The organism is Entomobacter blattae (assembly GCF_014672835.1).
Classification (GTDB): Bacteria; Pseudomonadota; Alphaproteobacteria; order Acetobacterales; family Acetobacteraceae; genus Entomobacter; species Entomobacter blattae.
Genome location: NZ_CP060244.1, coordinates 1,962,436 through 1,979,972, shown reverse-complemented (window position 1 = coordinate 1,979,972; position 17,537 = coordinate 1,962,436). Strand labels below are relative to the sequence as shown.

The window sequence follows — 17,537 nt, the reverse complement described above, 5'->3', positions numbered from 1 at the left end:
ACTATAAGACCACATACTGTTGGCCAAACTAGCAAGATCAATTCGATTATCCATGAACCCATCATAATACTATAAGTGTGTGGATAGAGCAGAGAAAAAACGGAAGCCTCCTTTCTGTTCTCTGGCATTGTATTTTTAAGCTAGAGTGCGGTATTGTCTTTAGCGTTTTACCAAGATTCTCTTTTGAAAAATACAGGCCATACCCTTTATGCTAGAAAAAACTTTTTCTCCTCAGGAAGTTGAACAGTCTCTTTATCACTTATGGGAAGAATCAGGCGTTTTTTCCGCCGATCCAGGCAGTAGTAAGCCCGCTTTTGCTATTATGATTCCTCCCCCTAATGTTACCGGGAACTTGCATATGGGGCATGCTTTAACCATGACCTTGCAAGATATTCTGGTGCGTTGGCGCCGCATGCAAGGGTATGATGTGTTATGGCAGCCGGGAACAGATCATGCAGGTATAGCAACCCAGCTTGTCGTAGAAAGAGAGCTCCGCTCGGAAAAACTTTCTCGCGAAGGGCTGGGGAGAGAGAAGTTTACCGAACGGGTTTGGCAGTGGAAAAATAATTCCGGTGGGCAAATTACTCAACAGCTTAGGCGTCTTGGGGCGTCGCTAGACTGGAAGAGAGAGCGCTTTACAATGGATGAGGGGCTTTCTGTTGCTGTTAGAAAGGTGTTTGTGACCCTTTATCGGGATGGCCTTATTTACCGAGACAACAGGTTGGTGAACTGGGATCCAGTTTTTCGTTCTGCTCTGTCAGATCTAGAAGTGGTTAATAAGGAAATAAAAGGGCATTTATGGTATATTCGCTATCCTGTTGCTGAAGAAGAAGGGCAGTTTATTACCATTGCAACGACCCGTCCTGAAACCATGTTGGGAGATGTTGCCATTGCCGTTCATCCAGAGGATGACCGCTATACCACCCTTATTGGTCAGTCCGCTATTGTTCCTTTAACTGGTCGGCGGGTGCCTATTGTAGCGGATGAATATTCAGATCCGGAAAAGGGAACAGGGGCTGTCAAGATCACTCCAGCCCATGATTTTAATGATTTTGAGGTAGGAAAAAGGCATAATCTTCCCCTTTATACTGTGCTTGATGAAGAGGCACATATTATTCTCACCGAAATCGAAGAGCAGTTAACCAACGTTTCTGGCTTGGCCGATAAGGAATTTGTTTATAGCCTAAAAGGGCTTTCACGAGAGAAGGCACGCGCTGCCATTGTTGAAGAGCTTGAGCGATTATCGTTGCTGGATAAGGTTGAATCCCATATTCACCAAGTTCCCCATGCTGATAGGGGCGGGGCCATTGTTGAACCTCGGCTAACTTTACAATGGTATTGTGATGCACCACACTTGGCAAAAGCTGCGATTAAAGCTGTTAAGAAGAAAGAGGCAGCCTTTATTCCCGAGCAGTGGGAAAATACTTTTTTTGCCTGGATGAACAATATTCAACCTTGGTGCATTAGCCGCCAATTATGGTGGGGTCATCAAATTCCGGCCTGGTATGGGCCCGATGGCCACGTTTTTGTAGCCTTTGATGAAGAAGAAGCCAAAAAACAAGCATTTGCCCATTATAAAAATGAGAAAATCCTTACTCGAGATGAAGATGTTCTTGATACATGGTTTTCATCCGCCCTGTGGCCGTTTTCTACTCTTGGCTGGCCAGAAGAGACGGAAGAGTTAAAAAAATATTATCCCGGCAGTGTCTTGGTGACAGGGTTTGATATTATATTTTTCTGGGTTGCCCGTATGATTATGATGGGGGAATACTTTATTAAAGATGTTCCCTTTAAAAAAATTTATATTCATGGATTGGTGCGCGATGAACATGGGCAGAAAATGTCTAAAAGTAAAGGAAACGGGATAGATCCCCTCCTTTTAATTGATAAATATGGAGCTGATGTTGTTCGCTTTACTGTTAGTATCTCCACGGGAATTGGAAGGGATGTAAGGCTGGGAGAAAAGCGGGTTGAAGAATTTAGGGGGTTTGTAACCAAGTTGTGGAATGCTGCTCGTTTTTGTGAGATGAACGGCATTACAGCCCATCAGGAATTCTCAGCTCATCAGGGAATACACCCCTTAGCTTTGTGGATTATGGAAGAGGCCCAGGTGACCTTGACTGAGGTTACAACGGCTTTGGAAGCCTTCAGGTTTGATGATTATGCTCAGGCCTGTTATCGATTTGTTTGGAACCGTTTTTGTGATTGGTTTCTAGAGTTGGCAAAACCGTGGTTTTTAGAAGGAGATACGCCGGCTGCCCGAGAGTTAAAAGAATGTTGCGGTGCTATATTGGGGTTTATATTAAAGATACTGCACCCTGTTATGCCTTTTGTTACTGAAGAGTTATGGCATCATTTTGGGTATGGCCCCCGTGGCAGCCTGATTAGGGCAGAATGGCCACGTCCTTCCAGCATGGCAGAAAGCCAGAAAAAAGATATAGACTGGTTAATAAGCCTGATCTCTGAAATCCGAACTATTCGTGCAGAAATGAATATTCCTCCTGCCCAAAAAATGCCTGTCTACGTTATGGAGATGAACTCAGCCCATAGAGCTATTGCAAAAGACTGGGGAGAGGCTTTGAGTAGAATGGCAAGGGTTTCAGAATTTCATGAATTGGAAGGGAATATCCCCGATGAAAGTGCGCAAACTGTTCTTCAGGAAGCCACTCTTATTTTTCCTCTTAGTGGTGTTGTTGATATTGTTGCCGAAAAAAAGCGTTTAGGCAAAGAGATTAGCCGTTTGGGGAATGAACTGGCAAAAGTAGAGGCAAAATTGGCTAATAAAGATTTTATTTCTCGTGCCAAACCAGAAGTTGTAGAAGAAAATCGTCAGCGGCTATTCACTTTCCAAAATGAAATTAAACGATTTGAGGCAGCTTTGGCTCGTTTAGCCTAGAAGAAGATAGATAGACCTGGATTTAAAGCTATAAAAATTGATGTTTAGAGATTTCATCTCAATAACTCTCTTTATTATAAAATTATAAAAAAGGAATTTACAAAATGGTTAAGCATTGGGATAAAAGCCATCTTCCTTCTCGCCATGTTACCGAAGGCTATGATCGGGCACCGCATCGATCCTACTTTCATGCGATGGGCCTCACAGAAGATGAAATCCACCAGCCTTTGGTAGGGGTTGCTACTTGTTGGAACGAAGCAGCTCCTTGTAACATTGCTTTATCCCGTCAGGCCCAATCTGTTAAAACAGGGGTTAAGGAAAAGGCGGGCACTCCTAGGGAGTTTACCACTATTACAGTCACTGATGGCATGGCTATGGGCCATCAGGGAATGAAATCTTCTCTGGTTTCCCGCGATGCCATTGCCGATACTGTGGAGCTCACAGTAAGGGGCCATTGTTACGATGCGCTTGTGGGTCTTGCAGGGTGTGATAAATCCCTTCCAGGGATGATGATGGCCATGCTGCGTTTAAATGTTCCCAGTGTATTTATGTATGGGGGGTCTATTCTTCCAGGAACCTATAAGGGTAAGGATGTTACAGTTGTAGATGTTTTTGAGGCTGTTGGCCAATATGCGGCTGGAAAAATCCCCAAGGAAGAATTACACGAACTTGAATGTGTGGCCTGTCCATCAGCGGGAGCATGTGGGGGGCAGTTTACAGCCAATACAATGGCTACCGTGAGTGAGGCTATTGGTTTGGCCTTACCGGGTTCTGCCGGTGCTCCAGCACCTTATGAGGAGCGGGATAAATGGGCTATAGAAAGTGGGCGGGCTGTTATGAACCTGCTTAAACATAAAATTCGCCCTAGGGATATAGTCACCAAGAAAGCCCTTGAGAATGCCGCAGTTGTTGTTGGTGCTACGGGAGGTTCAACCAATGCAGGGTTACATTTACCGGCCTTAGCCAATGAAATTGGAATTGATTTCACTCTTGATGATGTTGCTCGTATCATGCGCGATACCCCTTACATTGCCGATTTAAAACCAGGCGGAAAGTATGTAGCTCTCGATGTGTATCGAGTTGGTGGCATTCCTGTTATATTAAAGTCCTTATTAGATGCAGGGTTGCTCCATGGGGAATGCATGACAGTAACTGGCAAGACCATGGCTGAGAATTTGGCTTATGTAAAAATACCGGAAGATCAGGATGTTGTCTTTCCTGTTTCACGGGCTATTACCAAAAGGGGCGGTGTTGTTGGACTGAAGGGTAATCTTGCACCCGATGGGGCCATTGTTAAAATTGCAGGGATGAAAACTTTGCGCTTTGAAGGAGCAGCTCTCTGTTTTGATTGTGAGGAAGAGGCGTTCGAAGCTGTTAAACAGCATCGTTATAAAGAAGGCGATATTATTGTTATCCGCTACGAAGGGCCAAAAGGTGGCCCTGGTATGAGGGAAATGCTTTCAACAACAGCAGCTATTTATGGGCAGGGGATGGGCGAGAAGGTAGCCCTCATTACGGATGGTCGTTTTTCAGGGGGAACACGCGGGTTTTGCGTAGGCCATGTGGGCCCAGAGGCAGCCGTTGGTGGGCCTATTGCTCTGTTAAAAGATGGCGACCGTATTATTATTGATGCTGAAGCAGGAACCATAGAGGTGGCCTTATCTGAGCAGGAGCTAGAAGAGCGGCGCAAAAACTGGAAACCCAGAAAAACAGATTATAACAGTGGTGCAATCTGGAAATTCGCCCAACTTGTTGGTCCAGCCTCCAAGGGAGCGGTAACCCATCCTGGCTCCAAAGAGGAAACTCATATTTATGCTGATTTATAATATCAGTATTTACCTCTTCCCTTTAACCAAGATAAAATAAAATGCCTTTTGCACAGGAGAGAGCGTTGTGACTGAAAAAAGATCCATTATTCTCGGGGGTGGCTGTTTTTGGTGTATAGAGGCAATTTATAAAGATCTTAAAGGGGTTATAGCCGTTAAAAGTGGTTATGCTGGGGGAGATGTGCCTAACCCAACCTATGAACAGGTCTGTACTGGCGCTACAGGCCATGCAGAAGTTGTTAAGGTTACCTATCTTTCAGAAGAGATACCGTTAGAAATGTTACTCAACATTTTTTTTACGGTTCACGACCCAACGACTCTGAATCAGCAAGGCCCCGATAAGGGCACGCAATACCGCTCAATTGTGATTACAAGCAATGCGGAAGAAACGCAGACGGTGAAGGATGTGCTCCAGCAGGTTGCTCAGGCAGGCTTATGGAAAAACCCCATTGTTACACAAATTCAAGAGAGAAAAACGTTCTATCCAGCAGAGGTCAGCCATGATGATTATTTTGCTTTAAATCCACAATCAGCTTATTGTCAGGCTGTTGTAGCCCCAAAAGTCTATAAATTTAGACAAAGCTATTTAGATTTATTAAAATAAAGTCTTTGTTTATAATAAACAATTTATTTTAATAAATTTATAAATTATTTTGATTCAATTTTGTAAACCTGATCATCTTCATCCAGAAAGAATTGATCAGCCTCTTCATCAAAGTCAAAAAGCTCTGAATATCGTCCCCAATTGGTTACGGTGTTAAGGGTTTGTTGGGCATAATCGGGTGACATGGTATCTTCCAGTTCATCTCTAAAGCGTTCTGCACTGGCTCGGTGATTCCATCGTTCATCCAAGATGACCCGAATGGCTTTGACAAGAGGGATACGTTGAATAATGTTATTTCTAAATATTGTACGCCTTTGTTCTTGTTCACTATTGACAAATTCTGTTCCAATGGAAGTCAGATAGATATCGCCTTCCTCAAGGGTTGCAAATCCTAACATCTGTAGGGATTCCCCCAAAGGCAAAAGGTCATCAAGCTCAAGCTGCAAGCTTTCGGCGAGTTTTGGTAAATCTGCACGACCATTATAGGGCTCTGCTGCCAATGTTTCCATCATTCCGATAACCAGATGTAAGGGCAAGTCGGGTAAGGGCCTGGAAAAGCGCGACTTAATCAGTTCCGGTTGATCTTCAGTAAGGATGGGGGGCACATATTCCGGCTCCTTACGGGTCATAAGGGTATAGATTCTATCAACCAGCTGCCGAAAGGCGGGGTTTTCACGACTTCTTGGATGAGGTAAGGGTACCGTAAGTTCATGGGCCACTTTGCCAGGGTTGGAAGAAAATATAATGATGCGATCACACATCAAAACCGCTTCTTCAATATTATGCGTTACAATCAGAATGGATTTAACCGGTAATTTTCTTTCCGACCATAACTCTATAAGGTCTGTCCTGAGATTTTCTGCGGTCAGTACATCCAGAGCAGAAAATGGCTCATCCATTAATAACAGATCAGGATGAACCACAAGAGCTCGTGCCAGCCCAACACGCTGGCGCATTCCACCAGAGAGCTCTTTGGGGTAGGCTTTTTCATAACCTGCAAGGCCTATCAGATCTATGGCTTCTTCTGCCAAGACCTTTCGCTCTGCTCTGGAAACGCCTTTTGCTTCTAGGCCAATTTCTACATTTTCCTGTACGGTTAACCATGGAAAGAGCGCAAAGGATTGAAAAACCATGGCAATTCCGGAAGTAGGGCCGGTAAGAGGTTTTTTTTTCCAAAAAATTTTGCCCTCAGTGGGGCGTAAAAGGCCAGAAATAATCCGCAAAAGGGTGGATTTTCCAGAGCCGGAGCGGCCCAATAACCCAACAATTTCATTGGTGTATAAGTGAAGATTTACCTTATCGAGCACAATCAGGTTGGTGTTATTTTCCTTATGATAAGCTTGTTTGCAGTCTTGTATACAAATAAGTTCTTGTTTGGTATTCTGCGACATAGAGACAACCTGAAGTCCATGGATGATTTAGGAAATGGAAAGCCTGCGGCTAGCGTAGTTATAGAGGGGGCGCCAAACAGCTCGGTTAAAAATAAGAACATAGCTGGACATTACCACCATGCCTAAGCCTACTTTTGTGGTATCACCCGCTGTGGTGGCATGGGCGATGTAGGCCCCCAATCCAGAAGCAGAGAGCGTTATAGAACCCCAACTGGCGACTTCAGCAGCAATGGCAGCATTCCATGCGCCCCCTGAAGCGGTAAGGGCACCCGTGATATAGGAAGGGAAAATAGCAGGTAATATGACCTGTCGCCACCATAACCAGCCCTGGATATGGAAACTTTTGGTAACCTCTTTTAAGTCTGTTGGAAAAGAGGCCGCTCCTCCTACAACGTTAAAGAGGATATACCATTGTGTTCCCAAAATCATAAGGGGGGTTAGCCATATGTTGCTATTCAGATGAAAGTGAACAATGAATAGAACAAAAATAGGGAAAAAGAGATTAGCGGGGAAGGCCGAGAATATTTGGGCAATCACTTGAGCCTTTTGGGCCCAGGCTGGGTTTAGCCCAATATAAACTCCAGCTGGCACCCATATAAGACTGGCCAGTGCAATCATTGCGATAACCCTAAGCAGAGTGTAAAACCCTAATTTTATAGCAAGAAAGACCTCAAAAATACTGATATTATAATAACAAAACCTAACCACTTCTTCTAATGCCAAAAGGGAGAAAACAAGGAGAAGACCATACCATAAAATATCGTATTTTGTGTTTTTCCTCTTATCGTCCAAAAGGCTTGGAGAGGCTTTCTTTCCTAAGGGCAGGCTTCCTAGGAAGGATAAACCGTCACCGATTTTTCCAAATAGCCAGTGTAGAAAAGGGGTTCTGCGAAGGATAAGAGAAACCCAGGGATCTTTTTGGGGATTCTCTTGGACTGTTTCCATTCTAAAGCGCGATGACCAGGTGACTAAGGGCCTAAAAAGAAGCTGATCATAAGAAATAATAACAATAAACATGGCAATAATGGCATAAATCACCGCCATGATATTTCGCTGATCTATAGCAGCCCCTACATAAGAGCCGATACCTGGCAAGGCAAAGCTTGTTTGCCCTACACTGATTGTTTCAGAATAAACAATCATGAACCACCCCCCTGACATAGACATCATCGTGTTCCAAACCAGGGAAGGGGTTGCAAAGGGGGCTTCAAGTTTCCAGAATTTTTGCCAAGGGGTCAGTTGAAAGGTTTTTGCCACTTCCTCCAAGTCGGAAGGGACTGTTTTAAGGGATTGGTACATGCTAAAGGCCATATTCCAGGCCTGACTGGTAAAAATAGTAAAGATAGCGGCCAGTTCTGCTCCCAATACCTGCCCAGGAAACAGACCCATAAAAAAGACAACCGTAAAGGTCAAAAACCCCAAAATGGGGACAGACTGCAAAATATCCAGCACAGGTACCAAAATCATTCCTACACGCGGGTTTTTTGCCGCCCATACAGCGTAGGTAAATGTAAATAATAACGAAAAAAACAAGGCGGCAAACATACGCAATACCGTGCGTAAGGCGTAAGAGGGTAGCCAGGATGGATCAAGATGAATGGTTGTGGCATCGGCTGCAGAGAGGGGGGCTAACGTATGCCGTGCCGCTGATCCAACAAGGATAGCAAACGCAATAATACAGAGTATGGAAACCAGATCCAGCCAACTCAGTTTGGTCCGGCTCATAAAAACTGCGGCGGGAAGACGTTGCAAATTTTTCATAAAGCCGGCTCTGCTTGGCTAGAGTTTCAGAATTCCTTCATGAGTAGTATTTTTTTTATTCTGGCAAAAGTGTAAAAACCATTTTTTAAAGAAAAAAGATATTTTTTGTTTTTATTATTTCTTCTCATCGGGTCATGCAAACAGGAATATCCCCGAAAAATCTTGTTTAATGGCCTGTGCTGCCAAAGCCTTTTTCTGAGCGGACGGTTTCTTCCAATCCCTCTACCTTTTCCCATGAAAGCCTTACAACGGGGGCAAGAACGCCTTGGGCAATGCGCATTCCCCGTGTTATAATAAAAGGATCATCACTGCAATTCATAAGAATAACCTTAATTTCACCACGGTAGTCCTCATCGATCGTTCCAGGCGAATTAGGTAATGTTATACCATTTTTTAGGGCTAAGCCTGAACGGGGCCTAATTTGGAGCTCATAGCCTTCTGGTAAGGCTATTTGAAGGCCTGTTGGAATAAGGGCCCGCCCAAAAGGCAGGATCACCAGCTCATCCTCAATGGCGGCTGGGAAGTCAAAGCCTGCGGCGCCGGAGGTTTCATATTGAGGGAGTGGCAAGTCTCTAGCATGCGCCATTTGAAAGACTTTTACCTTAATATCCGTGCTCATAGAGGGTCCTTATGATGAAATAAATGCCTTATTGGGGGCTCTGCATGAAGAAGATAGGCAGTCATCCTGTTCTGCTCCATGATGGAAAAACCTATTAAAGGCTACTTGTTATTCCTTTGCCAGTGATAGCTTATGCCGGTGACAGTTCGGGACAAAGCATAAAGATTTAAACCTATTATCTCCTGAAATTGGGCCTATAACCGTGAAAAAATCAGCATGGCTGCTTTATTGACTCTGTATTCAAAATGACTTTGTATTCCTAAAGTCTCTTATGCTCATTTTTATAAAAGGTTGTTATAATATTCAAGGATTGATTGCGCTAAGTAAGAGGCTAGAAGTTGCTTTTTCATACGAGGCCATTTTTTTTGTGACCATCCCTCTTTAGAGTGTGTGGTAAAAACTTGGAGTTGGTTTTCCTCTCCCCCCATAATGCCTGTAGACGCGGAAACATCGTTGGCAATGATCCAATCACATTTCTTCTTTTTGAGTTTCTGCAAGGCATTGTCTTCGATATTCTCAGTTTCCGCTGCAAATCCTATAACCAGTTTTGGGCGATACTGAGAATGTTGAGCAATCTCTGCCAGAATATCGGGGTTTTGAATAAGCGTGAGCTGTAAGGGGCCTTGGTGCTGAGATTTTTTCATCTTCTGATCAGGCACAAATTGTACACGCCAATCCGAGACAGCCGCTGCCATAATGGCAATGTCAACTGGTAAAACCTCCATGCAGGCTTCGTGCATTTCTAATGCCGTCTCAACATCAATAACCTCCACCTGAGGTGGCGGATGAAGAGCCGTTGGACCACTCACCAGAATAACCTGTTGTCCCAAATCATGAAAAGCCTTGGCTAAGGTATAGCCTTGCTGGCCTGAAGAATGGTTACTGATAAAACGAATGGGATCTATGGGCTCATGTGTGGGGCCCGCTGTAATCAGAATTCTAAGAGGGGCGGGAAGGGAACGAAGCAGTGTTTCGTTCAATATATCCCCCTCTTCTTGCTGAAGGGTTGAACGAATAGCGTTGTGAATCCTCTCCAGGGAAGCAAGGCGGCCAACGCCATATTCATGGCACGCCATTTCTCCTTCTTCAGGCTCGATAATATGATAGCCGTCTTGCTGAAGGGTTAAGAGGTTACGTTGAGTGGAAGGGTTGTGCCACATGGCAACATTCATCGCAGGGGCAAGAATGACGGGGGTTCTTTTTAAGTGAACCAATAATAAGGTTGAGGCCAGATCATCGGCCAGCCCATGAGCAGCTCTTGCCATGATATGGGCTGTTGCAGGGCAGACAACAATAATGTCAGCCCATCGGGAAAGGGCGATATGGCCCATTTCCTGTTCATCAGTTAAAGAGAAAAGGTCGGTATAGACTTTTTCACCCGTAAGGGACTGAAGGGTTAGTGGTGTAACAAAATGGGCCGCCTCTGCGGTCAGAACACAACGGACCTGCAAACCTTCTCGTACTAAAGCTCTTGTAAGCTCAATGGTTTTATAGGCAGCAATGCCACCCGTAATAATCATAAGAACTTTTTTGGATGAAGGTGTCAGGGAAGCTTCAGACATATATATCCTTCGTAGGGGTATTGTTTAAGCAGGGGTGTCGTTTAAAAAGATAAGGTCAATCTTGGTGAGCGAAAATTTCATGATGATAGAAGGTCAAGCCAACCTATTGATCCAGAATAGCTAGAGTTTCCAGCCGGAATGAATGGCTGCTATTCCACCAGAAAGGTTTTGGTAACTCACTTTTTCAAAGCCCGCTTCCTCGAACATATCAGCTAGGGTTTGCTGATTAGGAAACATACGGATACTCTCTGCCAAATATTGATAACTCTCCCTATCTTTGGCAATAAGAGCGCCCATTTCAGGAAGAACTTTAAAAGACCATATATCATAAAGAGGAGAGAGGGGGGGGATGGCCACTTTTGAAAATTCAAGGCATAAAAACCGCCCACCTGGTTTTAAGACTCTATAAGCTTCCTTTAAGACCGCCAGCTTGTTGGTGCAGTTTCTGAGCCCAAAAGCCATACTGACCCGCTCCACACTTCCGTTTGGAAGGGCAATATTTTCAGCATCAATAACTGCAAACTCAAGGCGGGAAACCAAGGCCCGCTCCAATGCGCGCTCGCGCCCTACAGAGAGCATGGAAAAATTGATATCACTGAGAATGGCATTACCGCCACCTTTTCCAAGCCAACCAAACGAAATATCCCCTGTTCCTCCTGCAAGATCCAAAAGCGTGGCAGAGGGTGAAGGGCGAAGGTCAGTGATGAATATTTTCTTCCAGACTCTATGGATTCCCAAAGACATAAGGTCATTCATAATATCATATTTTGGGGCTACACTATCAAAAACCGCCCGTACTAACTGCTCTTTTTCTTTAACAGGAACATTCTTATAGCCAAAATCTGTTGTATTTTCAGGAGCTTGTCCAGAAATTGCGCTGTCGTGAGGAAGGGAGTTCATGATATAGGGTAGCCTTGTAATAATAATATTAAAGAGTGGTGAGAAACTATTATGCCAGAATTGCCGGAAGTTGAAACCATTATGCGGGGAATGGCCCAAAGCCTGAGTGGGCATTGTATCCAATCTGTTACAGTTCGGCGGGCCGACTTGCGTAAGCCTTTTCCGGCCAATTTAAAAGAATGCCTAGAAGGGAGCAGTATACTGGGTTTCACGCGCAGGGCAAAATATATCTGCATGAACTTATCTCACTCGTGGACATTGCTGCTCCATTTAGGGATGTCGGGCCGAGTTCTCTTAAAATCTCGGCCGTTGGATATCATAACCCCCCATGAACATTTAAGTTTTGAGACAAAGGAGGGGATACATTTCTCTCTTATTGATCCGAGGCGTTTTGGAATAGTGGATTTGGCAAAAACTGGGTTGGAGGGTGACCATCCATTGTTAAGACATCTCGGAAAGGAGCCTTTTGATCCAACCTTTACGGTTGAGTATTTTCACCAGAAACTAAGCCGTCATAAGGCTGCGATCAAGTCTGTTTTATTAGACCAGAGGGTGGTAGCAGGCCTTGGAAATATCTATGTGAATGAAGCCTTGTTTGTAGCAAAGATTTCCCCTTTTAAGGCAGCAAGCTCCTTAAAGAGTTACGAGGTTAAAAAACTTAAGGCCGCCCTGCAGGCTGTTCTTGCACAGGCCATTGAGGCTGGGGGGTCAAGTCTGAGGGATTATGTGAAAGCTGATGGCTCAATGGGGTATTTCCAAAAAGAATGGAAAGTTTATGGCTGTAAAGATGCCCTTTGTAAACACTGCGGAACCGTCATTGAAAGCCGTTTTCTTGCAGGACGCTCGACCTTTTATTGTAGGAATTGCCAAAAGGTATAGCCCTTTAAGTAAAGGTATAGTCCTTTAAATATAGCTCTTTAAAAGCTGCTCAAGACGACCTTATGGTCGGATTGCAAAATTTTCATAAAACTCAAAATCCTTTTGTGCTGTTTTGACCAGCTAGACGAAAATCTTCCCCTTATTCTTAAATTAAGCCTGAAAAGAGAAAATCCTTTCTCCAAATACTATAAAAATATAGTAAAATCTCTATTCACTTCTTGACGAGACTTGTAGAAGTAAAGTAAGAGAATGATCAAATTCAACTGCGCATCTGGGTTTATTCCAATCGCGCTCAAGTTTAAGACTTTTTTTAGCTTCTAGGAACGGCAGAATAGAAAAACATGGCGAATATCGCATCAGCGCGTAAGCGCATCCGTCAGACGGAACGGAGAACAGCCCGTAATACCGCTCGTAAATCTCGTATGCGGACCTTTATCAAAAAGGTAGAGCATGCTATTGCCTCTGGTAATAAAGAAGAAGCTCTAACAGCTTTAAAGATTGCTCAACCAGAAATGCAACGTGCAGCTTCAAAAGGGGTTGTGCACAAAAATACCATTGCTCGTAAGCTGTCTCGTCTCTCAGGGCGGATTAAAAATTTAGTTACCGTCTAATAGAGTTTTGAAGCAGGTGATGAAAGAATAGGTACTTAATTAGTGCCTGTTCTTGTGTTGTCTTGCTCTCTTATATCCTGAAACATTAGAATTCTAGGCACACCTTAGGTTAATTAAGAACAAGTTCAGTATTAGAGGTGTGGAGCGTTTTTTAAATGCCTTGGCATTTTTTTGCAAAACTCTCATGATTCTGGCACTCTCCATGATGGCAATATAAAAACTTGTATTGTTTGACGTAAAAATAATTGGAGAAAAATCTCATTGCCTTTTTATAAAGGTAATCCTATCTTTGAAGAAATCTTAAATAGTGTAATGTATAAGCCATTAAGGAGTTATTGGCTTTCTTGTTGCTGTCTTTCTGAATTTTGGTAAAGCCGCGGCTCAAGAACATAGTAATAACTTTACTGGTTTGAGATTTTTAACAACCTATCGTATTGTGTAATTGGTTGAGGCATGGTGTAAAGCAGGGGCAGCAAACGACTTATGACTGCAAAAACGAATCCAACTCTAAATCAACCGTTATATCAGCGGGGAATCATGTAATGGACGACGAAACAGGCTCTATGATTCCTATCCTTGAAATGCATTGGGAAAGAATTTGTAGTCGGCTGCAAAAAGAACTGGGCGAAGTTGAATACCGTACGTGGTTAAAGCCGATACGGCTTGGCTTTTCTGAGGATGAAGAGATTACCCTGTTTCTTCCTACCCGTTTTTTACGAGACTGGGTTAAAGCCCAGTATGGCGACAAGCTTACCGCTTTATGGCAGGTTGAATGCCCCCATATTTCCCGTATAGAACTTCAGGTGGCTTCGGTATCCTCGCAAGTTTTAAACGCTAATAACCTCGGTCAGACTCTCCAAGAGAGTGATTCTGCAAGCGTGCATCGCCAAGAGGCTCGTGACCAGGACTCAGGCTTTTCAAATCAGGGTTTCACTACTGCCCAAGGTCAAGCTGCGGTTATTGAAGAGGAAGAAAAGGAAGAGCGCCAAGGGTCGGAGTTCCGTTCTGATCTGGCAGCGCCTTTAGATCTACGTTTTACTTTTGACAAATTCGTTGTTGGAAAACCCAATGAATTTGCCTATGCCTGTGCCAGGCGGGTTGCCGAAAAACCGGTAAGCCCAGGGTTTAACCCCTTGTTTCTCTATGGGGGGGTTGGTTTAGGGAAAACCCACCTTATGCATGCCATTGGAGCAGAGCTTTTAAAGGGTGGAAAAGTTTCAGTCGCTTATATGTCTGCTGAAAAATTCATGTACCGCTTTATTGCTGCTATTCGCTCACAATCTACCATGGAGTTTAAGGAACATCTTCGTTCTGTTGATGTTCTCATGATTGATGATTTGCAGTTCCTGATAGGCAAAGATAATACTCAGGAAGAATTTTTCCACACTTTCAATGCTCTAGTTGATGCTGGACGGCAGATTGTCATCTCTGCTGACAAATCCCCTTCTGACCTCTCAGGGTTAGAAGATCGTTTGCGGACACGATTGGGGTGTGGCATGGTTGCCGATATTCATGCCACAACCTTTGAACTGCGCATCTCGATTCTAGAGGCCAAGGCCCAAGCTTCAGGTGTAGAGGTCCCTGCGAAGGTCATGGAATTTTTGGCCCATAAGATTACGTCAAATATTCGGGAACTGGAAGGAGCTCTTAACCGTCTGGTTGCCCATGCTAATTTGTTTAACCGTCCCATTACCCTAGATGCAACCCACGAAGTGCTCCACGATATGCTTAAAGCGCATGATCGTAGGGTGACGATAGAAGAAATACAAAAGAAGGTTGCCGAACACTGGAATATTCGCTTAACAGATATGTCATCTGCCAGGCGCGCGAGGGCAGTAGCACGGCCTAGGCAAGTGGCCATGTATTTGTCCAAGCAACTTACCAGCCGGTCGTTACCAGAAATTGGAAGAAAGTTTGGTAACCGAGATCATACCACCGTCATGCATGCCGTAAGCCGTGTTGCAGAACTGATGGAGCGTGATACTTCTTTTGCAGAAGATGTCGAATTGCTACGCCGTATGCTAGAGAGTTAAATGATCAGCCTGAAGGGAGTGTTATATAAGCGAGCAGAATTCTTCATTTATGCTTTTTATAATCCTTTTATAGTCTAAAATAATTGACGAGTTTTCCCAGTTAGGACGTTGTGGTGATATGAAATTAAAGGTTGACCGTACAACTCTTCTTAAAGCGCTTGCCCATATTCAAAGTGTTGCAGAGAAACGAAATACAATCCCCATTTTAGCCAATGTTTTGCTTAAGGCTGAAGGAAATACGCTCGTGTTGACCGCCACAGACACGGAAATAATGGTTGTTGAAACCATTGATGCCCTCGTGCAAGAAGAAGGGGCCACAACCGTTTCAGCTGCCATCTTATATGATATCGTAAGAAAGCTTAGAGATGGGGTGGACATTGAGCTGGAACAACCTGGAGACGATAACCCGCTACACTTGCGTTCCGGGCGGTTTGCCACCAGCATTAATACACTTGATGCGAGCAATTTTTCAGTTATGGCCGATAAGGAACTTTCCTATCGTTTCAAAGTTTCCTCCAAGGTGTTGCAGGGGTTAATTGAACATACACGGTTTGCCATATCAACCGAAGAGACACGCTATTATCTGAATGGGATTTATTTGCATGTCTCCGAAGGCCATATGGGGAAAATGCTCAGGGCTGTTGCAACAGATGGCCATAGGCTTGCGCGTATAGAAACAGAAGTACCGGAAGGAGCAGAGGAAATTCCGGGAATTATCATTCCCCGTAAAACAGTTTACGAACTCTATAAACTTTTAGATGAGGCACCAGAAACCATTCAGGTTGCCTTGTCTGATAATCTTATTGAGTTTGTTATTGGGCATGTTACCTTAAAGTCTAAGCTCATTGATGGTACATTTCCAGAATATGAGCGTGTTATTCCCCAAAATAACGACCGTATTCTTCGTGTGGGAAAAGAAGATTTTTCCTCATCGGTTGCAAGGGTTGCTGCCATTAGCCAAGAGCGGTCATGCCCAGTGAAGCTTTCTTTAAAAAAAGGTTTGCTGACTCTTATTGCCACCAGCCAAGAGCAAGGTACTGCCGAAGAGCAGCTTGATGAAGAATATATTTCCTACGAGGCAGAAGAAATGGAAATTGGCTTTCAAGCCCGTTATTTAAACGATATTACTGATCAGGTTGAAAAAGATGTAGAATTTTCTTTTTCCGATAGCTCTTCACCAGCCCTTATCAAGGATATTCATAACCCTTCCGTTCTTTATGTTTTAATGCCAATGCGGGTATAAAGCATAATAGTGTAAGGCCGTAAGGGGCAGTATGGCCATTTTATGCAAAAAGTGCTTCAGCTCACTATTAGTGATTTTAGAAACTATACCAGTCTAAAATGGGCATCCTCTGAACATATTATTATTCTAACGGGTGCCAACGGAAGTGGAAAAACCAATTTTCTAGAGGCGATTTCACTTCTGGCTCCAGGAAAAGGTCTTAGACAAGCAGCACCAGAGATGCTCTTGCGTAAAGGGGCCAGTCGGTGGGGGGTTTATGCCAAAATCCAGGTTGATTCCGACAGTTTTACGGTTTCTACCGGAAACCATATTGCCAATCTGGGCAGGGGGCGGCTTTTTCAGCTGAATGGAGAACCTGTAAAAAACAGGCAGCTTCTGGCCCAACATGTTACGGCAGTATGGATTACTCCAAAAATGGACCAGCTTTTTAGTGAGGGGGCTTCTGGGAGAAGGCAGTTTTTTGATCGATTAATATTATCCTACAACCCCTTTCATGGGCAGGAAATTATTGCGCACAACCATTCTGTCAAACAAAGAAATACTTTTTTTTTACAAAATCGGAAAGATGAAGATTGGCTCACCGCCCTGGAATACTCCATAGCGCGCCATGCTGTAGCTATTGCAGCTTCTCGGCGGCAATTTTGCCACATGTTGAACAGAAGCCAATTTTCTACAGAAAGTGGATTCCCCGAAATTCATCTGGATTTGCTATGCCCCATAGCTGAGAAATTAGATTATTTTCCGGCTGTGGAAGTAGAAAATTGGCTTAAAGAGGCCTTAAAAAATAAAAGAGGGGAAGATTTGCAGATGGGGAGCACTTCTTATGGCGCCCATAAGGCTGATTTTAGCCTTTCAGATAGAATAACAGGCCGATTAGCATCGATTTCCAGCACAGGGCAACAAAAAACCCTTCTTCTGGGTCTGGTTATGCTCCATGCACAATTAATCCATAAAATAGAAGGTAAAGCACCCATTTTATTGCTTGATGAACCCCTTGTTCACCTCGATAGTCAGTTTAGGGAAAAAATCCTCTCAGTTATAGGGTCTTATCCCTCTTCTGTCTTTTTAACAGGAAATGATAAAGAGCCTTTCTTCCCTTTAAAGGGGCACGCGAGTTTTTTTAATATAGAGGATGGTTTTTTACGAGAAAGTGAAAGAAAGCTGACTAATGGCTAGGTGAAAAAAGCTTTTTACGTTATATTGCAGCAAGGT

At 43.8% G+C, this 17,537-nt stretch carries 13 protein-coding genes; 8 read left to right on the top strand and 5 right to left on the bottom strand.

Annotation, left to right across the window (positions count from 1 at the left end; translation table 11 throughout):
* Positions 1-208: 208 nt before the first annotated feature.
* From JGUZn3_RS08800 to msrA, 3 genes are all read left to right on the top strand, one after another.
* Positions 209-2,896 (top strand): valine--tRNA ligase, encoded by a 2,688-nt coding sequence (locus JGUZn3_RS08800; RefSeq protein WP_203413172.1) that lies wholly within the window; start codon positions 209-211, stop codon positions 2,894-2,896.
* A gap of 104 nt (positions 2,897-3,000) precedes the next feature.
* Positions 3,001-4,722 (top strand): dihydroxy-acid dehydratase, encoded by a 1,722-nt coding sequence (gene ilvD / locus JGUZn3_RS08795; RefSeq protein ID WP_203413171.1) that lies wholly within the window; start codon positions 3,001-3,003, stop codon positions 4,720-4,722.
* 67 nt (positions 4,723-4,789) lie between these two features.
* Positions 4,790-5,326, top strand: a complete 537-nt coding sequence (msrA, locus tag JGUZn3_RS08790; protein ID WP_203413170.1) for a peptide-methionine (S)-S-oxide reductase MsrA — start codon at positions 4,790-4,792, stop codon at positions 5,324-5,326.
* A gap of 44 nt (positions 5,327-5,370) precedes the next feature.
* Here msrA and JGUZn3_RS08785 read toward each other — a convergent pair whose 3' ends face one another.
* From JGUZn3_RS08785 to JGUZn3_RS08765, 5 genes are all read right to left on the bottom strand, one after another.
* Entirely contained in the window at positions 5,371-6,717 is a 1,347-nt protein-coding gene (locus tag JGUZn3_RS08785) for an ABC transporter ATP-binding protein (RefSeq protein WP_203413169.1), read from the bottom strand.
* Between the two features lie 27 nt (positions 6,718-6,744).
* Positions 6,745-8,478 carry an ABC transporter permease gene (locus tag JGUZn3_RS08780; RefSeq protein ID WP_408871745.1) on the bottom strand — a complete coding sequence of 578 codons (1,734 nt, stop codon included), beginning with the start codon at positions 8,476-8,478 and terminating at the stop codon, positions 6,745-6,747.
* A gap of 166 nt (positions 8,479-8,644) precedes the next feature.
* The gene (dut, locus tag JGUZn3_RS08775) at positions 8,645-9,097 is read right to left on the bottom strand and encodes a dUTP diphosphatase (protein ID WP_203413168.1); all 453 of its coding nucleotides are present in this window, start codon (positions 9,095-9,097) and stop codon (positions 8,645-8,647) included.
* A gap of 281 nt (positions 9,098-9,378) precedes the next feature.
* The gene (coaBC, locus tag JGUZn3_RS08770) at positions 9,379-10,659 is read right to left on the bottom strand and encodes a bifunctional phosphopantothenoylcysteine decarboxylase/phosphopantothenate--cysteine ligase CoaBC (RefSeq protein ID WP_203413167.1); all 1,281 of its coding nucleotides are present in this window, start codon (positions 10,657-10,659) and stop codon (positions 9,379-9,381) included.
* 120 nt (positions 10,660-10,779) lie between these two features.
* A complete protein-coding gene (locus JGUZn3_RS08765) occupies positions 10,780-11,559 on the bottom strand; it encodes a class I SAM-dependent methyltransferase (RefSeq protein ID WP_203413166.1) in 780 nt (259 codons plus the stop codon).
* A 51-nt stretch (positions 11,560-11,610) separates the two neighbouring features.
* On the opposite strand from JGUZn3_RS08765, the gene mutM reads away from it, so the two are divergent.
* The 5 genes from mutM to recF all read left to right on the top strand — a co-directional run bounded on the left by mutM (position 11,611) and on the right by recF (position 17,501).
* A complete protein-coding gene (gene mutM, locus JGUZn3_RS08760) occupies positions 11,611-12,438 on the top strand; it encodes a bifunctional DNA-formamidopyrimidine glycosylase/DNA-(apurinic or apyrimidinic site) lyase (RefSeq protein ID WP_203413165.1) in 828 nt (275 codons plus the stop codon).
* 341 nt (positions 12,439-12,779) lie between these two features.
* On the top strand, positions 12,780-13,049 hold the full coding sequence (rpsT, locus tag JGUZn3_RS08755) for a 30S ribosomal protein S20 (RefSeq protein WP_203413164.1): 270 nt from the start codon (positions 12,780-12,782) through the stop codon (positions 13,047-13,049).
* A 542-nt stretch (positions 13,050-13,591) separates the two neighbouring features.
* Positions 13,592-15,082: a chromosomal replication initiator protein DnaA gene (gene dnaA / locus JGUZn3_RS08750; RefSeq protein WP_203413163.1), complete on the top strand. Its 1,491-nt coding sequence runs from the start codon at positions 13,592-13,594 to the stop codon at positions 15,080-15,082.
* A 118-nt stretch (positions 15,083-15,200) separates the two neighbouring features.
* On the top strand, positions 15,201-16,325 hold the full coding sequence (gene dnaN / locus JGUZn3_RS08745) for a DNA polymerase III subunit beta (protein WP_203413162.1): 1,125 nt from the start codon (positions 15,201-15,203) through the stop codon (positions 16,323-16,325).
* Positions 16,326-16,367: 42 nt separating this feature from the next.
* Positions 16,368-17,501: a DNA replication/repair protein RecF gene (gene recF / locus JGUZn3_RS08740; protein ID WP_203413161.1), complete on the top strand. Its 1,134-nt coding sequence runs from the start codon at positions 16,368-16,370 to the stop codon at positions 17,499-17,501.
* Positions 17,502-17,537 lie beyond the last annotated feature (36 nt).

Excerpts from the sequence above, each read along its gene's own strand:
- JGUZn3_RS08800 (WP_203413172.1), top strand. The coding sequence starts at position 209 with ATGCTAGAAAAAACTTTTTCTCCTCAGGAAGTTGAACAGTCTCTTTAT.
- ilvD (WP_203413171.1), top strand. The coding sequence starts at position 3,001 with ATGGTTAAGCATTGGGATAAAAGCCATCTTCCTTCTCGCCATGTTACC.
- JGUZn3_RS08785 (WP_203413169.1), bottom strand. The coding sequence starts at position 6,717 with ATGTCGCAGAATACCAAACAAGAACTTATTTGTATACAAGACTGCAAA.
- JGUZn3_RS08780 (WP_408871745.1), bottom strand. The coding sequence starts at position 8,478 with ATGAAAAATTTGCAACGTCTTCCCGCCGCAGTTTTTATGAGCCGGACC.
- dut (WP_203413168.1), bottom strand. The coding sequence starts at position 9,097 with ATGAGCACGGATATTAAGGTAAAAGTCTTTCAAATGGCGCATGCTAGA.
- coaBC (WP_203413167.1), bottom strand. The coding sequence starts at position 10,659 with ATGTCTGAAGCTTCCCTGACACCTTCATCCAAAAAAGTTCTTATGATT.
- JGUZn3_RS08765 (WP_203413166.1), bottom strand. The coding sequence starts at position 11,559 with ATGAACTCCCTTCCTCACGACAGCGCAATTTCTGGACAAGCTCCTGAA.
- mutM (WP_203413165.1), top strand. The coding sequence starts at position 11,611 with ATGCCAGAATTGCCGGAAGTTGAAACCATTATGCGGGGAATGGCCCAA.
- rpsT (WP_203413164.1), top strand. The coding sequence starts at position 12,780 with ATGGCGAATATCGCATCAGCGCGTAAGCGCATCCGTCAGACGGAACGG.
- dnaA (WP_203413163.1), top strand. The coding sequence starts at position 13,592 with ATGGACGACGAAACAGGCTCTATGATTCCTATCCTTGAAATGCATTGG.
- dnaN (WP_203413162.1), top strand. The coding sequence starts at position 15,201 with ATGAAATTAAAGGTTGACCGTACAACTCTTCTTAAAGCGCTTGCCCAT.
- recF (WP_203413161.1), top strand. The coding sequence starts at position 16,368 with ATGCAAAAAGTGCTTCAGCTCACTATTAGTGATTTTAGAAACTATACC.